The organism is Olsenella urininfantis, from assembly GCF_900155635.1.
Classification (GTDB): domain Bacteria; phylum Actinomycetota; class Coriobacteriia; order Coriobacteriales; family Atopobiaceae; genus Olsenella_G; species Olsenella_G urininfantis.
This window is the reverse complement of record NZ_LT732540.1, coordinates 1,464,115-1,481,611: the sequence shown is the minus strand read 5'-3', so window position 1 is coordinate 1,481,611 and position 17,497 is coordinate 1,464,115. Positions and strand designations below refer to the sequence as shown.

The 17,497-nt window shown below is 63.9% G+C and carries 15 protein-coding genes and 5 tRNA genes; all 20 read left to right on the top strand.

Translation table 11 applies throughout. From position 1 onward, the window contains the following. Positions 1-8 precede the first annotated feature (8 nt). The 20 genes from rlmB (at position 9) to rpsG (ending at position 17,485) form a co-directional block, all read left to right on the top strand. Positions 9-953 (top strand): 23S rRNA (guanosine(2251)-2'-O)-methyltransferase RlmB, encoded by a 945-nt coding sequence (gene rlmB / locus CZ375_RS06835; RefSeq protein ID WP_077598796.1) that lies wholly within the window; start codon positions 9-11, stop codon positions 951-953. After that, positions 946-1,488 (top strand): NYN domain-containing protein, encoded by a 543-nt coding sequence (locus tag CZ375_RS06830; RefSeq protein WP_077598486.1) that lies wholly within the window; start codon positions 946-948, stop codon positions 1,486-1,488. Before rlmB ends, CZ375_RS06830 begins: the two co-directional genes overlap by 8 nt. A 46-nt stretch (positions 1,489-1,534) precedes the next feature. Then, positions 1,535-1,610 (top strand) — tRNA-Thr (locus CZ375_RS06825). Positions 1,611-1,844: 234 nt separating this feature from the next. Continuing rightward, positions 1,845-1,928 (top strand) — tRNA-Tyr (locus CZ375_RS06820). Positions 1,929-1,931: 3 nt separating this feature from the next. Continuing rightward, a tRNA-Thr gene (locus CZ375_RS06815) sits at positions 1,932-2,007 on the top strand. Between the two features lie 20 nt (positions 2,008-2,027). Next, a tRNA-Met gene (locus tag CZ375_RS06810) sits at positions 2,028-2,104 on the top strand. An 82-nt stretch (positions 2,105-2,186) separates the two neighbouring features. Continuing rightward, positions 2,187-3,392: an elongation factor Tu gene (gene tuf, locus CZ375_RS06805; RefSeq protein WP_077598485.1), complete on the top strand. Its 1,206-nt coding sequence runs from the start codon at positions 2,187-2,189 to the stop codon at positions 3,390-3,392. Between the two features lie 222 nt (positions 3,393-3,614). Continuing rightward, the gene (gene rpmG, locus CZ375_RS06800) at positions 3,615-3,764 is read left to right on the top strand and encodes a 50S ribosomal protein L33 (RefSeq protein ID WP_077598484.1); all 150 of its coding nucleotides are present in this window, start codon (positions 3,615-3,617) and stop codon (positions 3,762-3,764) included. A 14-nt stretch (positions 3,765-3,778) separates the two neighbouring features. Further along, a tRNA-Trp gene (locus CZ375_RS06795) sits at positions 3,779-3,854 on the top strand. Positions 3,855-3,932: 78 nt separating this feature from the next. After that, positions 3,933-4,274 (top strand): preprotein translocase subunit SecE, encoded by a 342-nt coding sequence (secE, locus tag CZ375_RS06790; RefSeq protein ID WP_077598483.1) that lies wholly within the window; start codon positions 3,933-3,935, stop codon positions 4,272-4,274. Positions 4,275-4,280: 6 nt separating this feature from the next. Continuing rightward, positions 4,281-4,823 carry a transcription termination/antitermination protein NusG gene (gene nusG, locus CZ375_RS06785; RefSeq protein ID WP_077598482.1) on the top strand — a complete coding sequence of 181 codons (543 nt, stop codon included), beginning with the start codon at positions 4,281-4,283 and terminating at the stop codon, positions 4,821-4,823. 88 nt (positions 4,824-4,911) lie between these two features. Next, positions 4,912-5,340: a 50S ribosomal protein L11 gene (rplK, locus tag CZ375_RS06780; protein ID WP_077598481.1), complete on the top strand. Its 429-nt coding sequence runs from the start codon at positions 4,912-4,914 to the stop codon at positions 5,338-5,340. 100 nt (positions 5,341-5,440) lie between these two features. Further along, complete coding sequence (gene rplA, locus CZ375_RS06775; protein ID WP_077598480.1) at positions 5,441-6,148, top strand: 50S ribosomal protein L1; 708 nt, start codon at positions 5,441-5,443, stop codon at positions 6,146-6,148. A gap of 361 nt (positions 6,149-6,509) precedes the next feature. Further along, on the top strand, positions 6,510-7,028 hold the full coding sequence (gene rplJ, locus CZ375_RS06770) for a 50S ribosomal protein L10 (RefSeq protein WP_077598479.1): 519 nt from the start codon (positions 6,510-6,512) through the stop codon (positions 7,026-7,028). Between the two features lie 80 nt (positions 7,029-7,108). Further along, positions 7,109-7,483: a 50S ribosomal protein L7/L12 gene (gene rplL, locus CZ375_RS06765; protein WP_077598478.1), complete on the top strand. Its 375-nt coding sequence runs from the start codon at positions 7,109-7,111 to the stop codon at positions 7,481-7,483. 276 nt (positions 7,484-7,759) lie between these two features. Next, on the top strand, positions 7,760-11,269 hold the full coding sequence (gene rpoB, locus CZ375_RS06760) for a DNA-directed RNA polymerase subunit beta (protein ID WP_077598477.1): 3,510 nt from the start codon (positions 7,760-7,762) through the stop codon (positions 11,267-11,269). A gap of 5 nt (positions 11,270-11,274) precedes the next feature. Further along, complete coding sequence (locus tag CZ375_RS06755; protein WP_077598476.1) at positions 11,275-15,702, top strand: DNA-directed RNA polymerase subunit beta'; 4,428 nt, start codon at positions 11,275-11,277, stop codon at positions 15,700-15,702. Positions 15,703-15,814: 112 nt separating this feature from the next. Then, the gene (locus CZ375_RS06750; protein WP_077598475.1) at positions 15,815-16,165 is read left to right on the top strand and encodes an ArsR/SmtB family transcription factor; all 351 of its coding nucleotides are present in this window, start codon (positions 15,815-15,817) and stop codon (positions 16,163-16,165) included. 428 nt (positions 16,166-16,593) lie between these two features. Continuing rightward, positions 16,594-16,968, top strand: coding sequence for a 30S ribosomal protein S12 (gene rpsL / locus CZ375_RS06745; protein ID WP_077598474.1), 375 nt, complete (start codon positions 16,594-16,596; stop codon positions 16,966-16,968). 46 nt (positions 16,969-17,014) lie between these two features. Further along, entirely contained in the window at positions 17,015-17,485 is a 471-nt protein-coding gene (rpsG, locus tag CZ375_RS06740; protein WP_077598473.1) for a 30S ribosomal protein S7, read from the top strand. Positions 17,486-17,497 lie beyond the last annotated feature (12 nt).

Sequence of the window (17,497 nt, the reverse complement as noted above, 5' to 3'; positions counted from 1 at the left end):
TGAGGGGCATGCCCAAGGGACAGGGAAGGCGCGCCCAGGGCCGTTCCCCCCAACCGCCCAAGCCCGGAAGGAAGGGCGGCTCCCCCCAGCCCGGCCAGCAGGTCAGGGGGCAGCGCCAGGCAGGGTCTCGCGGCCGCAACGCCCACGCCGGCAGGTCCGCACCTGCGGCGCATGGGCGCGCCCCTCGCTCCGAGGGCCACGAGGTCGGCCTGCTCGAGGGCAGGCGCGCCCTCGCCGAGGCGCTCGAGAGCGGCCTCCCCCTGAGGCGCGTGCTGGTCCAGGCGGGATCCGACGGCCAGGACCAGACCCTCGCACGGCTGGTGGAGCGTGCCTCCGCGGCGGGCGTTCCCATCGAATTCGTGCCGAAGCCTCGCCTGGACGCGCTGAGCTCCCATGGGGCCCATCAGGGCCTCGTCGCCCAGACCAGGCCCTTTGCCTACAGCGACCTCTCGGAGGTCATCGCCGCAGCCGGGCCCGGCGACGGCCTCATTGTCCTGCTTGACCATGTGACCGACGAGGGGAACTTTGGCGCCATCGTGCGCTCTGCCGAGGTGGTTGGGGCCGCGGGCGTGGTCATTGCCAAGGCGCGCGCCGCCAGCGTGGGGGTGGGCGCCTACAAGACCTCCGCTGGCGCCGTCATGCACCTGCCCATCGCCCAGGTGCCCAACCTGGCCGGCGCCGTAGACCAGATCAAGCGCGCGGGCTTCTGGGTCGCCGGCGCCACCGAGCACGCCGAGCAGAGCGTGTGGGAGGCCCCCCTGGCAGGCAGGCTCTGCCTGGTTATGGGCTCAGAGGGAGAGGGCATCTCCCGTCTCCTGCGCGAGAGGTGCGATTTCGAGCGCCGGCTGCCGCAGCGCGGGCGCGTGGAGTCGCTCAACGTGGCCCAGGCGGCAACCGTCATGTGCTACGAGTGGCTCAGGCGCCAGGGCCAGGGAGAGGGGAGCCGTGCCTAGCCGCTCCGGAGAGCTGCTGGTCGTGGATGGCTACAACGTCATCTTCAAGTCGCCCAGCTACATGTCCCTCATGGGCGAGGCAGACGGGGCGGACCCCTTCGAGAGCGCGCGCGAGAGGCTCATCGCAGACGTCGCCGCCTACGCCCAGGGCCGCTACGAGGCGGTTGTGGTCTTCGACGCCGCCGGGAACGTCTCCCCCGACAGGCCGAACCTGGGCAAGGCTGGGATCCGCGTAATCTTCTCGGAGGCGGGGCAGAGCGCCGACGAGGTCATCGAGCGCCTGGTGACCGGTGCGCGCCTTCAGCCCCGGGAGGTCACGGTCATCACTTCCGACAACGCGATCAGGGCGACGGTGGGGGGAGTCCCCGTGACACGCATCTCCAGCGACGTGCTGGTGACGGACGTGGCGCAGATGAACGCGGACATCGAGCGCGAGCTCCAGGATCGGACGGCGCGCAAGCTCACGCTGGAGGACCGCCTCGACCCGGGCACGCGCGCAAGGCTCGATGCGCTTCTCGGCAGGTCCCAGCTGTAGCTGGCGCGCCGGTGACGGAGGCGCTATCATGCTGCAATGCGCAGGCGCTGGTGTAGCTCAGTTGGTAGAGCCCTAGTCTTGTAAACTAGTTGTCGCCGGTTCGAGTCCGGCCACCAGCTCCAGAGACCAAGCCGGCCGGGGAACATCCCCGGCTTTTTCTTGCCGGGAATTTTATGGCCAAGAAGCCGACTCTGCCTTCGGCAGGAGCAAAAAAGTGGCGTCTACCTCGCTTTGTGCAGGATTCGTGGGAAAGATACGCCCGGCTGCGTGGATTACGTTGACAATGGGTTTATCGAGTCGTAATATTTCCCCCGCTTGCAAGGGAACTCCCAAGCGAGCAGCTTGAAAGCGTGAATGGGGATATGGCACAGCGGCAACTGCGGCGGACTGTAAATCCGCTCCCTCTGGGTTCCCTGGTTCGAGTCCAGGTATCCCCACCATTCGCCCGTGTAGCTCAGTCGGTAGAGCACTTCGTTGGTAACGAAGAGGTCACCGGTTCGAATCCGGTCGCGGGCTCCATGTTTTCAGGCAGGCACCTTGCCGGTGTAGCTCAGCTGGTTAGAGCACGCGGCTCATACCCGCGATGTCACTGGTTCGAATCCAGTCACCGGTACCAGAATTCTTAAGGCGCTTCGGCGCCTTTTGAAATATAAGTAGAAGCAAGATGGCCCGAGGGTTGTTTCTTAAGGAGGACGGCAATGGCCAAGGAGAAGTTCGATCGTTCCAAGCCGCACGTAAACATTGGTACCATTGGTCACGTTGACCACGGTAAGACCACCCTTACCGCCGCTATCACCAAGGTCCTGTCCGAGACCGAGGGCTGCAAGGCCAACTTCACTGCCTTCGAGAACATCGACAAGGCTCCCGAGGAGCGTCAGCGCGGCATCACCATCTCCGTCTCTCACGTCGAGTACGAGACCTGGGAGCGTCACTACGCTCACGTCGACTGCCCCGGCCACGCCGACTACGTCAAGAACATGATCTCCGGTGCCGCTCAGATGGATGGCGCCATCCTGGTCATCGCCGCCACCGACGGCCCCATGGCCCAGACCCGCGAGCACATCCTGCTCGCCCGTCAGGTCGGCGTGCCCTACATCATCGTCTTCCTGAACAAGTGCGACATGGTTGACGACGACGAGCTCATCGACCTCGTCGAGATGGAGACCCGTGACCTCCTCTCCGAGTACGACTTCCCCGGAGACGACCTCCCCATCGTCCGCGGCTCCGCCCTCGGCGCCCTCAACGGCGAGCAGAAGTGGATCGACTCCGTCGTGGAGCTCATGCACCAGGTCGACTCCTACATCCCCACGCCCGCCCGTGACAACGAGAAGCCCTTCCTGATGGCCATCGAGGACGTCATGACCATCTCCGGCCGCGGCACCGTCGCCACCGGCCGTGTCGAGCGCGGTGAGCTCAAGCTCAACGAGCCCGTCGAGATCGTCGGCATCAAGGACAACCAGAGCACCGTCTGCACCGGCATCGAGATGTTCCGCAAGACCATGGACTTCTGCGAGGCTGGCGACAACGTCGGCCTGCTCCTCCGCGGCATCAAGCGCGAGGACATCCAGCGCGGCCAGGTCATCTGCAAGCCCGGCTCCGTTACCCCGCACAAGAAGTTCACCGGCGAGATCTACGTCCTGACCAAGGACGAGGGCGGCCGTCACACCCCGTTCTTCTCCGGCTACCGCCCCCAGTTCTTCTTCCGCACCACGGACGTCACCGGTGACATCCAGGAGCTCACCGACGCCAACGGCGGCAAGGTCGAGATGGCCATGCCTGGCGACCACATCACGGTCTCCTGCGAGCTCATCCACCCCATCGCCATGGAGCAGGGTCTCCGCTTCGCCATCCGCGAGGGCGGCCACACCGTCGGCGATGGTCGTGTCTCCACGATCATCGAGTAGCTTCCAGCAAGCTCTCTCGTGCTAACGGGCTCGGTGCCCTCTCAGGAGGGCACCGAGCTTTTTGTGTGTTCCATGGCGTGCATGCGGGAATGCATTTGACGTTTTTGTTGAGGCGAACATTCGCTACCCAAGGAAGTTGACAGTTTGGGGTGGTGGGTGATAGCGTATTCCATCGCGTCGCCATCGAGATTATTTCGGCGGCGACTATCAACAGGAGGATTCATGCGTACAATGGTTACCCTCGCATGCACGGAGTGCAAGCGTCGCAACTACACCACCGACAAGAACAAGAGCAACAACCCTGATCGTATGGAGCTGAAGAAGTATTGCCCGTGGTGCCACAAGCACACTCTGCACAAGGAAACCCGCTAAACTAGGTTTCATACACGCCAGTAGTTCAATTGGTAGAGCATCGGTCTCCAAAACCGAGTGTTGAGGGTTCGAGTCCTTCCTGGCGTGCCAGCTTACACCACCGGCTATCCCTTCGGGGTTAGCCGGTTTCTATGAAAAGGGGCTTTGCCCCAGAGGGGTTTGAGAAGGATGGCGAAAAAAGAGCGTCAGAAGCGTAGCGCACGCCAGGCCCGCGCACAGGAGCGAGCTGAGCGTGAGACCCAGCTGACTTCCTCCGAAGAGGGGAAAGAGAAGGCCGCGCTCGTCTCCTCCCAGCCCACCAAGAAGGCCGCCAGGCGTCCTGGACGCCTGCGCAGCTATCTCTCGGCGGTCCGCTCGGAGATGCACCGCGTCGTATGGCCTGACAAGGCGGAGCTGAAGAACTACTCCGTCGCCGTCATCGTCGCCCTGGTCGTCGTGGGCCTTGCCGTGTGGCTCGTTGACACGGGCTTCGTCGCGCTCCTTGTCGGCTTCACCGGACTGAGGGGGTAGCGGGATATGGCGAAGCGCTGGTATGTGGTCCACACCTACTCGGGATACGAGAACAAGGTCAAGACCGACCTCGAGCACCGCATCGAGACCTACGGCATGGAGCGTCAGATCGTTGACATCCAGATTCCCACCGAGGAAGTGACCGAGATCAAGGAGGGCGGCAAGAGGGAGACCAAGGAGAACAAGGTCTTCCCCGGTTACGTCCTCGTTCGCATGGAGCTTGACGACAACAGCTGGGCTGTCGTCCGCAACACGCCTGGCGTCACGGGCTTCGTTGGCGTGGACGGCAAGCCGGCGCCCCTGCGCCGCTCCGAGTTCAACAAGATCATGCGTCGCACCAATCCCCAGAACGTCCCCGTCGCCAAGCACACCACCACGAGCCTGGAGCCGGGCATGTCCGTCAAGGTCGTCTCCGGTCCCCTTGCGGACTTCGACGGCCAGGTGTCCGAGGTCATGCCCGAGGCGGGCAAGGTCAAGGTCATGCTCATGATCTTCGGTCGCGAGACTCCGGTCGAGCTCACTCTCGATCAGGTTGTCACCATAGCCTAGAAACCCCGGCTTGGCCCGTAATCGGTGAGGATTGCTTCTCGGGCCAGGCGCACATAAGCATGTACGCTCAGCACAAGGAGAAGAGATCATGGCCAAGAAGCAGATCACGCACTTCATCAAGCTCCAGATTCCCGCCGGCCAGGCCAACCCCGCGCCTCCCGTTGGACCCGCGCTGGGTGCCGCCCAGGTCAACATCATGCAGTTCTGCCAGGCGTTCAACGCCGCTACGCAGGACAAGATGGGTGACATCATCCCCGTCGAGATCACGGTCTACGAGGACCGCACCTTCGATTTCATCACCAAGACCCCTCCCGCGGCCCAGCTGATCAAGAAGGAGCTCGGCCTCAAGGGTGGCTCCGGCGTTCCCCAGCGCGACAAGGTCGGCGAGCTCTCTCAGGAGCAGCTCACCAAGATCGCGGAGATCAAGATGCCGGACCTCAACGCCAACGACATCGACGCCGCCAAGAAGATCGTTGCCGGCACCGCCCGCTCCATGGGCGTCACCATCGCCGAGTAGCGCCGAGCGTTCCAGCAGTCCCGCGCCCGCAGGGCTGAAGACAATGTGGGAGGGCCTACGGCGCCCGTCAAACCACGTGACTACCACAGGAGGTAGGAACATGCCGAAGCACGGAAAGAACTACAGGGAGGCGTCCTCCAAGCTCGAGGCTGGCAAGCTCTACACCCCGCTTGCGGCCATGAGCCTCGTCAAGGAGCTCGCCAGCGCAAAGTTCGACGAGACCGTCGAGGTCTCCGTCCGCCTGGGCGTTGACACCCGCAAGGCAGACCAGAACGTCCGCGGCTCCATCTCTCTGCCCAACGGCACCGGCAAGGACGTGCGCGTCGCCGTGTTCGCCGAGGGAGAGAAGGCCCGCGAGGCGGAGGCTGCAGGCGCCGACATCGTCGGCTCCGATGACCTGCTCGCAGAGATCCAGGCCGGCAACATCAACTTCGATGCCGTCATCGCCACCCCCAACCTCATGGGCAAGGTCGGCCGCCTCGGCCGCGTCCTCGGCCCCCGCGGCCTCATGCCCAACCCCAAGCTGGGCACGGTGACCATGGACGTCGAGAAGATGGTCAAGGAGCTCAAGGCCGGCCGCGTCGAGTATCGCGCCGACCGCTATGGCATCTGCCACGTCCCCATGGGCAAGGTGTCCTTCGAGGCCGAGAAGCTCGCCGAGAACTACGGTGCCCTCCTCACCGAGCTCCTTCGCGTGAAGCCTTCCAGCGCGAAGGGCCGCTACGTCAAGTCCGTCGTGGTCTCCTCCACCATGGGCCCCGGCGTTAAGATCGACGGCTCCATCACCCGCGGCTTCCTCTCCGAGTAAGCTTTTGCGGCTTGCATCAGGCTGAGTGGGCCCCGCCTTCGGGCGGGGCCTTTTCTTCTCACGCCACCGTGTGTGGCCATGCGATGAAGGGCATGCGTCAGGCTACGACGAATCGCTTGACGCGTGCCGTCCTGGGGGCGATAATCAAAAAGCTCTCAGGAGCAGATTGACAAGCATGCACGTCCGCTGCCAAAGACAGCCGGCGCCCCCAGGGGCTTAAAGGGAAATCCCGCCTGCCGAGGTGGTCTCAAGGAAGAATCTTCCAAGACCTCGCTTTGGCTGCGCCAAGCGGGGTCTTTTGCGTGAAGGCCCGCCCGCGTCGGCGGCTCGTGCCCGAACGTGAACGAGGAGGTGTAACAACATGCCCAACAAGTCCAACGTTGCCATGCTCGACAAGGTCGCCGAGTCCCTGGAGAGCTCCAAGGGTGTCTTCTTCATCGACTACCGCGGTCTTACCGTCAAGGAGACCCAGGAGCTTCGCCGCTCCCTCGCTGAGGTCGGCGCGCACATGAAGGTGTACAAGAACAACATCGTCAAGATCGCGCTGAGGAACGCTGAGCTGCCGGAGGTCGATGGTCTCGTCGGCACCTGCGCCTATGTGTTCTACGACAAGGACCCCGTGGAGGCCGCCAAGGTCATCAAGAAGGTCTCTGAGTCCCTCAAGAAGATCGAGTGGGTCGGTGCCATCGCCGATGGCCAGGCCCTCTCGGCCGACGAGGCCAAGGCCTACGCCGATCTGGCAAGCCGCGACGAGCTCATGGCCCAGCTGGTCTACGTCATCGCAAGCCCCCTTTCGGGCATTGCGCAGGTCTGCGCTGGTCCCGCCAGGGGTCTCGCGACCGTGCTCGACAAGGTTGCCGAGCAGAAGAGCGCCGCGTAGGCGTCCTTCGCACCATCCGCACCACCCAGAACATCTGACAGGGTGCCAAGAAGGGCGCCCGCTATAGAAGGAGAATTGACATGGCTGTCACCAAGGATGAGATCATCGAGGCCCTCAAGGAGATGCCCGCCCTCGAGCTTTCCGAGCTCGTTCACGAGCTGGAGGACGTCTTCGGCGTCTCCGCCGCCGCCCCCGTTGCCGTCGCCGCTGCCGCTCCCGTGGCCGCTGCCGCCGAGGAGGAGAAGACCAACTTCGACGTCGAGCTGACCGCCTTCGGCGACAACAAGATCGCCGTCATCAAGGTCGTCCGCGCTCTGACCTCCCTCGGCCTCAAGGAGGCCAAGGAGGCCGTCGAGGGCGCTCCCAAGGTCATCATCGAGGGTGCCAAGAAGGACGACGCCGAGGCCGCCAAGAAGCAGCTCGAGGAGGCCGGCGCAACCGTCACCCTGAAGTAACTCGCTACTTCAAGCTGGCATTGCCCGAGGGGTCGGACCGTAGGTCCGGCCCCTCTTCTTGTGCGGCAGAAACCCGCGCCCAAGAGGGGAAACAAAACGCCACACAGCTAATACACAATCAGTTTCACGCATCCGCAGGTAAACGCGCTGGCTTGTCCCATATAAAAAAAGAAGCCAGATGTCAAGACTTTTCATTTGACCGGCCTGGGACTCTTCGTTACCTTATTAGATTGCGACAACTGCCGCTTTTTATCTCGTTGAAGGAGGAAGTGCCTGGTGCCTACCGCAAAGTCTTCCCACACCGTACCAGTGGAGCAGCGCGAACGCGTCAGCTTCAGCAAGATCTCGAACGCGATGGAGCTGCCTAACCTCATCTCCGTGCAGAAGGAGTCTTTCGAGCGATTCATGACCGACGGCCTCGCCGAGTCGTTCGCCGAATTCTCGCCCATAGGCAACTCGGCGGGAACCATGGAGGTCTCGTTTGGCGAGCACCAGTTTGGTGATGCCCCAACCAGTATCGCCGAGTGCCGCGCCAAGGACATCTCCTATCAGGCGCCTCTCTTCGTGGACGTCCGCTTCGTCAACAAGGAGACCGGCGAGATCAAGGAGCAGCTCGTCTTCATGGGTGATTTCCCGCTCATGACCGACCGTGGCACCTTCATCATCAACGGCACCGAGCGCGTCGTGGTCTCCCAGCTCGTCCGCTCTCCCGGCGTCTACTTCTCCTCCGAGATGGACAATGGTGTCCAGGTTCACCACGTGCAGTTCATCCCAGCCCGTGGCGCCTGGCTTGAGTTCGAGGTGGACAAGCATGGCCATCTCGTGGTCTCCATCGACCGCAAGCGCCGTCAGAGCGCAACGGTCCTCCTGCGCGCCCTCGGCATCGCCGAGAGCGACGATGAGATCATGAACCTCCTGGGTGACTCCGACATCGTTCGCTCCACCCTGGAGCGCGACGTCGCGACCACCCGCGAGGACGCCCTCATCGAGATCTACCGTCGCCAGCGCCCGGGCGAGCCGCCTACCGTGGACAACGCCCGCTCCCTCCTCGACGGCCTCTTCTTCAACAACCAGCGTTACGACCTTGCTCGCGTCGGCCGCTACAAGATCAACAAGAAGCTCGGCCTGGACGTTGACAGCGGCGAGAAGGTCCTCACCAACGAGGACATCGTGAGCGCCCTTCGCTACCTGCTCGCTCTGCACGAGGGCGACGCCAGCAAGAAGCTCGATGACATCGATCACTTCGGCAACCGCCGCGTGCGCACCGTGGGCGAGCTGGTCCAGAACCAGTTCCGTATCGGCATGAGCCGCATGGAGCGCGTCATCCGCGAGCGCATGGCATCCCAGGACGCAGACGACATCACGCCCCAGTCCCTGATCAACATCCGCCCCATCGTGGCGGCGATCAAGGAGTTCTACGGCTCCTCCCAGCTCTCGCAGTTCATGGACCAGTCCAACCCGCTTGCCGGCCTCACGCACAAGCGTCGCCTCTCGGCCCTGGGCCCTGGCGGCCTTGCGGGCCACAAGTCTGGCTCCAGCCGCCGCACCAACGTCCCCACCGCGGTGCGCGACGTCCACAACTCCCACTACTCCCGCATGTGCCCCATCGAGACGCCCGAAGGCCCCAACATCGGCCTCATCGGCTCGCTGGCGCTCTATGCCCACGTCAACGAGTACGGCTTCATCGAATCCCCCTATCGCAGGGTCGTCGACGGCAAGGTGACCGATGACGTGGACTGGATGACCGCCGACGAGGAGGAGATGCACGTCATCGCCCCCGCCGACGTCCCCGTCGATCCAAAGACCGGCGAGTTCGTGCGCGTCAACTCCAAGGGGAAGGTCGTTGTCGCAGAGACCGTCGTCGCGCGCACGCGCAACTTCGACGGCTCCTTCGGCGCCCCCTCCCAGGTAGACGTGTCCACCGTTGACTACATGGACGTCTCGCCGCGCCAGCTGCTCTCCGTGGCGGCCAACCTGATCCCCTTCCTGGAGCACGACGACGCAAAGCGAACCCTCATGGGCGCAAACATGCAGCGTCAGGCCGTACCCCTGATCAAGAGCCACGCGCCCCTCGTGGGCACGGGCCTGGAGCGCATCGCCGCCTACGATTCCGGCGAGCTCATCCTCGCCTCCAATCCCGGCGTGGTCGTAGAGGTTGACGCCTCCCACATTGTGGTCGACACCGCCAAGGGTCCCGAGCGCTATGACCTTCCCAAGTACGAGCGCTCCAACCAGAGCACCTGCATCAACCATCGTCCCGTCGTGCGCGTGGGCCAGAAGGTCGAGGCGGGAGACCCCCTCACCGACGGCACCTCCGTCGATCACGGCGAGCTCGCCCTGGGCACCAACCTCACCGTCGCCTACATGCCGTGGGAGGGCTACAACTACGAGGACGGCATCATCGTCTCCGAGCGCGTCGTGAGGGATGACCTGCTGACCTCCGTCAACATCTCCCGCCATGAGATCGATGCCCGCGACACCAAGCTCGGGCCCGAGGAGATCACCCGCGAGGTTCCCAACCAGTCCGAGGAGATGCTCGCCAACCTCGACGACGACGGCATCATCCGCATCGGGGCGGAGGTCGGCCCCGGGGACATCCTCGTCGGAAAGGTCACGCCCAAGGGCGAGACCGCACTGACCGCAGAGGAGAGGCTGCTCCGCGCCATCTTCGGCGCAAAGGCGCATGACGTGCGCGACACCTCCCTCAAGATGCCCCACGGCTCCTACGGTCGCGTCGTGGACGTCGTCCGCTTCAGCCGCGAGGCCGGAGACGACCTCCCGCCTGGCGTCAACGAGCTCGTCCGCGTCTTCGTCGCGCAGCGCCGCAAGATCCAGCAGGGCGACAAGGTCGCCGGCCGCCACGGCAACAAGGGCGTCATCTGCAACGTCCTGCCCGTGGAGGACATGCCCTACATGTCCGACGGCACCCCCGTCGATGTGCTGCTCGACCCCCTGGGAGTTCCCTCCCGTATGAACGTGGGCCAGCTGCTCGAGTGCCACCTGGGCTGGGCGGCGGCTCACGGCTGGGACATCGAGGAGGCCGACTCCAAGAAGGTCGTCGAGGGCAACATGCCCGTCGCCACGCCCGTCTTCGACGGCGCCACGGACGACGAGGTCGCAGAGGCCCTGCGCCGCGCCAACACCAACCTCATGAACAAGGCCATGCGCCAGTATGGCGATCACATGAGGTCCGAGTTCGTGCCCCAGCTCAACGAGATGGGCAAGACGACCCTGTACGACGGCCGCACCGGCGAGCCCTTCAAGAGCCCCATCACGGTGGGAACCTCGTACATCCTGAAGCTCGGCCACATGGTGGACGACAAGATTCACGCCCGTTCCACCGGCCCCTACAGCCTCGTCACGCAGCAGCCCCTGGGCGGCAAGGCCCAGTTCGGCGGCCAGCGCTTCGGCGAGATGGAGGTCTGGGCGCTTTACGCGTACGGCGCCTCCAACGTCCTGCAGGAGATCCTCACGGTCAAGTCCGACGACACCAACGGTCGCGTCAAGACCTACGAGTCCATCGTCAAGGGCGAGAACGTGCCCTCCGCAGGCATCCCCGAGTCCTTCAAGGTCCTCGTCAAGGAGATTCGCTCGCTTGCTCTTGACATCAAGCCCATCTCCTACAAGAAGCGCGAGGAGGCCAAGCCCGCCGAGGAGGCGGTCGAGGTTGACGCAGTGGACATCCTGGCCAGCGCCGACGAGGCAGACGTCCTGATCGGCGGTCCCGCCGCCGGCGAGGGCGCCCAGGCCGTCTTTGCAGCCGATGTCGACAACGATAAGGAGTAGCGAACGTGGCAGATTTCGATACCGCAGACTTCGACGCCATCAAGATCTCGCTTGCCTCCGCTGATGAGATCCGCGGCTGGTCGCACGGAGAGGTCAAGAAGCCCGAGACCATCAACTACCGCACGCTGAAGCCCGAGAAGGACGGGCTCTTCTGCGAGAAGATCTTCGGGCCCACCAAGGACTGGGAGTGCTCCTGCGGAAAGTACAAGGGCATCCGCTTCAAGGGCATCGTCTGCGAGCGCTGCGGCGTCGAGGTGACCAGCGCGAAGGTCCGTCGCGACCGCATGGGCCACATCGAGCTCGCGGCCCCCGTGAGCCACATCTGGTACTTCAAGAGCCCCACCAGCTTCCCCCTGGCACGTCTGCTGGACATGAAGAGCAAGGACCTCGAGAAGGTTCTCTACTTCGCCAGCTACGTGATCACCAGCGTGGACGGCGAGGCTCGCGAGGCCGACGCCGACGACCTCAAGGAAGAGCTTGCCGCCGACCTCGAGGAGCTCGACGCCGAGCTTGCCGACGAGATCGAGCGCCTCAAGGCCCAGGGCGAGTCCGAGGGCGACGAGTTCGGAGACATCGAGCCCCTCTCTGCCGATGAGATTCGTGCCGGCATAGCCGACCTCGAGGAGGAGTACGAGGAGGAGAAGCAGCTCCGCAGGGAGGCCTACGACAAGTTCTTGCAGCTCGAGGAGCGCGAGCTCATCTCCGACGAGGGCCTCTTCACCGAGATGAAGCGCTACTACTCCATCTACTTCAAGGGCGGCATGGGTGCCGAGGCGGTGCGTGACCTCCTCGCCACCATCGATCTTCCCGCTGAGGCGGAGCGCCTGCGCGCCGTTGTCGCCTCCGAGGACTCCCAGAAGCAGAAGAAGGAGAAGGCCGTCAAGCGCCTCGAGGTGGTTGACGCCTTCCTCAAGGGTGACAACGACCCCACCAACATGATCCTGGACGTCATTCCCGTGATTCCGCCCGACCTGCGCCCCATGGTGCAGCTCGATGGCGGCCGCTTCGCGGCGTCCGACCTCAACGACCTGTACCGTCGCGTGATCAACCGCAACAACCGTCTGAAGCGCCTCCTCGACCTTGACGCCCCCGCGATCATCGTCAACAACGAGAAGCGCATGCTCCAGGAGTCCGTTGACGCCCTCTTCGACAACGGCCGTCGCGGCCGCCCCGTCACCGGGCGCGGTGGCAGGCCCCTGAAGTCCCTGGCCGAGTCCCTCAAGGGCAAGCAGGGACGCTTCCGTCAGAACCTGCTGGGCAAGCGCGTCGACTACTCCGGCCGTTCGGTCATCGTCGTTGACCCGCACCTCAAGCTGCACCAGTGCGGCCTGCCTTCCGCCATGGCGCTCGAGCTCTTCAAGCCCTTCGTCATGCGCCGCCTGGTCGAGCTGGGCAAGGTCGACAACATCAAGAGCGCCAAGCGCGCCATCGACCGCGGCGCGTCTGCCGTCTGGGACGTGCTTGACGAGGTCATCAAGGGTCGCCTGGTGCTCCTCAACCGAGCGCCGACCCTGCACCGCCTCTCCATCCAAGCATTCGAGCCCGTGCTCGTAGAGGGCAAGGCCATCCACCTGCACCCGCTGGTCTGCGCGCCCTTCAACGCAGACTTCGACGGCGACCAGATGTCCGTCCACGTGCCCCTGTCCACGCAGGCGCAGACCGAGGCTCGCGTGCTGATGCTCTCGAGCAACAACCTGCGCTCCCCCGCGTCGGGCAAGGTCCTCACGGTTCCCTCCCAGGACATGGTCTTTGGCGTGTACTTCCTCACCATGGCAAAGGACGGCGCCGAGGGAGAGGGACGCATCTTCTCGAACTTCGACGACGCCATGTATGCCTACGACTGCCGCAACAGCCTTGACATCCAGGCGAGGATTCAGGTGCGCGTGTCTGCCGAGGACGCGAACCTCGAGCGGGGCGGCCGAAAGCTCTTCCGCGTGAAGACCGGCAAGGCGAGTTTCGAGGACCTTGACGTCACCGACCATGCCGTGCGCTTCGAGACCACGGTCGGCCGCGTCATCTTCAATCGCCAGTGCCTGCCCGCGGACTATCCCTTCATGAACTACAAGATGGTCAAGAGCGACGTGGGCAGCCTGGTCAACGACTGCTGCGACCGTTACAGCACCGCGGAGGTCGAGCCCATCCTGGACGCCATCAAGCACAGCGGCTTCCACTATGCCACGCGCGCCGGCCTCACCATCTCGGTCTGGGATGCCGTGATCCCTGACGACAAGCCCCAGCTCCTCGAGGAGACCCAGGCCCAGGTCGACCAGATCAACGAGAACTACGAGGACGGCTTCCTCTCCGAGCGAGAGCGTCACGCGGAGGTCATCAAGGCCTGGACGCGCTGCACCGAGACCCTGGGCTCCGAGATGCTCGAGGGCTTCGACGAGGACAACCCCATCTACATGATGGCCGACTCCGGCGCCCGTGGCTCCAAGACCCAGCTCCGCCAGCTCGCAGGCATGCGCGGCCTCATGGCCGACATGTCCGGCGACACCATCGACCTGCCCATCAAGGCGAACTTCCGCGAGGGCCTCGTTCCCCTGGAGTACTTCATCTCCACCTATGGCGCCCGTAAGGGCCTGGTCGACACCGCGTCGCACACCTCCGACTCCGGATACCTCACCCGCCGCCTGGTCGACGTCGCTCAGGACGTCATCGTGCGTGAGGAGGACTGCGGCACAGACGAGGGCGTCCTCTACAACATCATCAAGCCCGGCGAGGACGACGTGGACACGGACCTCATTGGCCGCTGCGCGCTCAACGACATCGTTGACCCCGCGACTGGTGAGGTGCTCATCTCCGCGGACGGATACATCGAGTCCAAGGACGACCTCACCATGCTGGTCGAGCATGGCCTGAAGAAGGTCGAGCTCCGCGCGCTGCTCACCTGCAAGTCCAAGTACGGCGTCTGCCAGAAGTGCTACGGCTGGGACCTCTCCACGAGGCGCCCGGTCAACATCGGCACCTCCGTGGGCATCATCGCGGCCCAGTCCATCGGCGAGCCTGGCACCCAGCTCACGATGCGCACCATTCACTCCGGCGGCGTCGCGGGCGCCGACGACATCACGCAGGGCCTCCCCACGGTCGCCCGCATGTTCGACGTCGTCGGCAACGTGAACGAGAAGATCCTGGGCCGCGAGGCGGACCTTGCCCCGTACACCGGCACCCTCTCGATCACGCCCGAGCAGACCGAGTACCTGCTGCGCATCCTGGACGCGGACGACTCCACCCGCATTCTCGCGGAGTGGAGGGTCCCCACCTCAGTGCGCTTCATGCCCGAGGTCGAGGATGGCGCCCCCGTCCGTGCCGGCGACCAGATCACCAGCGGCTTCGTCAACTTCCGCAAGCTTCGCAAGCTCACGGACATCGAGTCGACGATGCACACCTTCGTAAAGTCGGTCAAGGACGTCTACACCTCTCAGGGCGTTGACCTGAACGACAAGCACATCGAGGTCATCGCCCGTCAGATGCTGCGTCGCGTCCAGGTGACCAACCCCGGCGACTCCACCTATCTGCTGGGGCAGTACGTCGACCGCTATGTCTTTGCGGACACGGTGCGCAACATCGCCCTGGCAGGGGGCACGCCCCCCGAGGCGGAGCCCGTCATCCTTGGCACCCTCAAGGTCGCGAGCTCCATCGACTCCTGGTTGTCCAGCGCGTCGTTCATCCGCACCGCTGGCGTTCTTACCGAGAGCGCCATCAAGGGCGAGGTGGACCACCTGCTCGACCTCAAGTCCAACGTCATCGTGGGCAAGAAGATCCCCGCCGGCACCGGACTCAAGGCGTACGACGACGTCAAGCTCACCTACCACGGCCAGCGCATCGATGGTCCCACTTCCCCCATGGCCAAGAGCCTGCCCGAGTGGGCCCCCGAGCGCCTCAAGGGGATCGAGGAGCAGCTGCCCAAGCAGCTCGACTGGATTGGCGACGACTACGGCTTCGGCGGAGTTTACTCCAAGAACGGCCGCACCCTCTCCAACGAGGACGCCAAGCTCTATCTCTTTGACGACCTCGGCGTGTCGCAGCGCTGGACCAACAAGTTCAGCGAGGTGGGCATCGAGACCGTGGGCGACCTGATCGGCAAGACCGAGGACGACCTCCTGCGCATCGATGGCATCGGCGCCAAGGCCATCGAGGAGCTTCGTGACGGCCTTGAGGCCCGCAACCTCCTCTACATCCTCGAGCCCGATGAGGACGAGGCGGACAGCGAGGACCTCTCCCAGCTGCTCAACATGGTGTTCTCGCCTGACGCAGGCAATGACATCATGCTCGGCACCGCCGCCCCCTCCAAGCATGAGTTCTCCGACGACGAGCTCATCGGAGGGTCAAGCGAGGCGGGCGACGACCAGGTCATCAACGAGGACCTTGGCTCCCTGCACGACCTCCTCTCTCAGGTCGAGAGAAGCGAGGATGGCGAGGACGAGGAGTAGCTCCTCCCATCAGCTGTCATGGCGCCCCGCCGCATGCGCGGCGGGGCGCCTTCCTGTGAACATGTGAACTACAATAGCGCTGCGAAAAAGCCGGAAGCGGGAGGGGGGGAGCATGATCGGATCGCATGGGAGCGAAGCATCCTTGGAGGACTGCCTGGCAAGCGACGACGTGGTCTATTGCGCGACCCAGATTTTCGACGCCCTCTCGGACTTCACGCGCTTTCAGATTCTGAGCTCACTTGTGATGGGGGAGAGGAGCGTGTCCGACCTGCAGGAGGTCTGCCACGTGTCCCAATCCGCCATTTCCCATCAGCTGCGTCTCCTGAGGGACCGAGGCCTGGTCACGTCTCGTCGCAGGGGGCAGCGCGTGTTCTATCGCCTGACAGACGAGCACGTGGCGGTGCTCATCCGCGTCGGTCTCAGCCATGCTGCCGAGGCCGAGCCGGGCGACAGCGAGGACTAGACCCCTCGTCGCACCACGTCGTGCCGTTCGGCTTGCGCCCCATGCGCCAGCTGACAACAAAAAGAAGAACAATGCTCCTCTCATCTGGGGGGAACGCAGCATTTCTATCGCCTTGTTGTCACAAGGGGTCCCTATGTGACAACAAGGCAGGTCTGAACCTGCGCCACCAGGCGCGGATCACGCTCAATTCCATTTTGTCGTCACCGCCCGACCCTGCGAGACATTCCCATCACGAAACAATGTGGGCATGCAGTGAAATAGGGATACGCCCGGTACCGTGGGCTTTTGACAACAGCGCAATGTGAGCGTAATGTTCACCAACGCATCTGTTTCGTGGATACCAATCCAGGACTGCGGTGCTGCGCCGTCCTTGATGCATAGGTGCTCGCGCACCAACCACCGTACGTTTCTCACGAAGGAGAAGAGTTTTGCCTACTATCAACCAGCTCGTTCGCCAGGGCCGTGTTTCGCACAAGGCCAAGTCGAAGAACGCCGCCCTCCAGCACAACCCTCAGAAGCGCGGCGTCTGCACTCGCGTCTTCACCACCACCCCCAAGAAGCCTAACTCCGCACTGCGCAAGGTCGCACGTGTGCGCCTCGTCAACGGCATCGAGGTCACGGCTTACATTCCTGGTGAGGGTCACAACCTGCAGGAGCACTCCATCGTCCTGATCCGCGGCGGCCGCGTGCGCGACCTGCCCGGTGTCCGTTACAAGATCATCCGCGGCGCCTTCGACTGCGCGGCAGTTCAGAACCGCAAGAAGGCCCGCTCCCGCTATGGCGCCAAGCGCCCCAAGGAGTAGGCCTCCGCGTTCCGTCGAATTAGATTCCAGTTCTTAGGAGAAACACATGCCGCGTCGTGCAGCAGCAAACCGTCGCGAGGTCACTCCCGACGCCGTTTACAACAACCGTCTCGTGACCCAGCTCATCAACAAGGTCCTTCTCGATGGCAAGAAGGCCACCGCGGAGCGCATCGTCTACGGTGCCTTTGATCTTGTCCAGCAGAAGACCGAGCAGGATCCCCTGGCCATCTTCAAGAAGGCTATGGACAACGTCCGCCCCACCCTTGAGGTCAAGCCCAAGCGCGTCGGTGGCGCCACCTACCAGGTGCCCATGGAGGTCAACTCCCGCCGTGCCACCACGCTTGCCATCCGTTGGATGGTCAACTTCTCCCGCGCCCGCAAGGAGAAGACCATGGCCGAGCGCCTTGCCAACGAGATCATGGATGCCGCCAACGGCGTCGGCGCCTCCGTCAAGCGTCGCGAGGACCTCTTCAAGATGGCAGAGGCCAACCGCGCCTTCTCGCACTACCGCTTCTAGTCCAGGAATCGA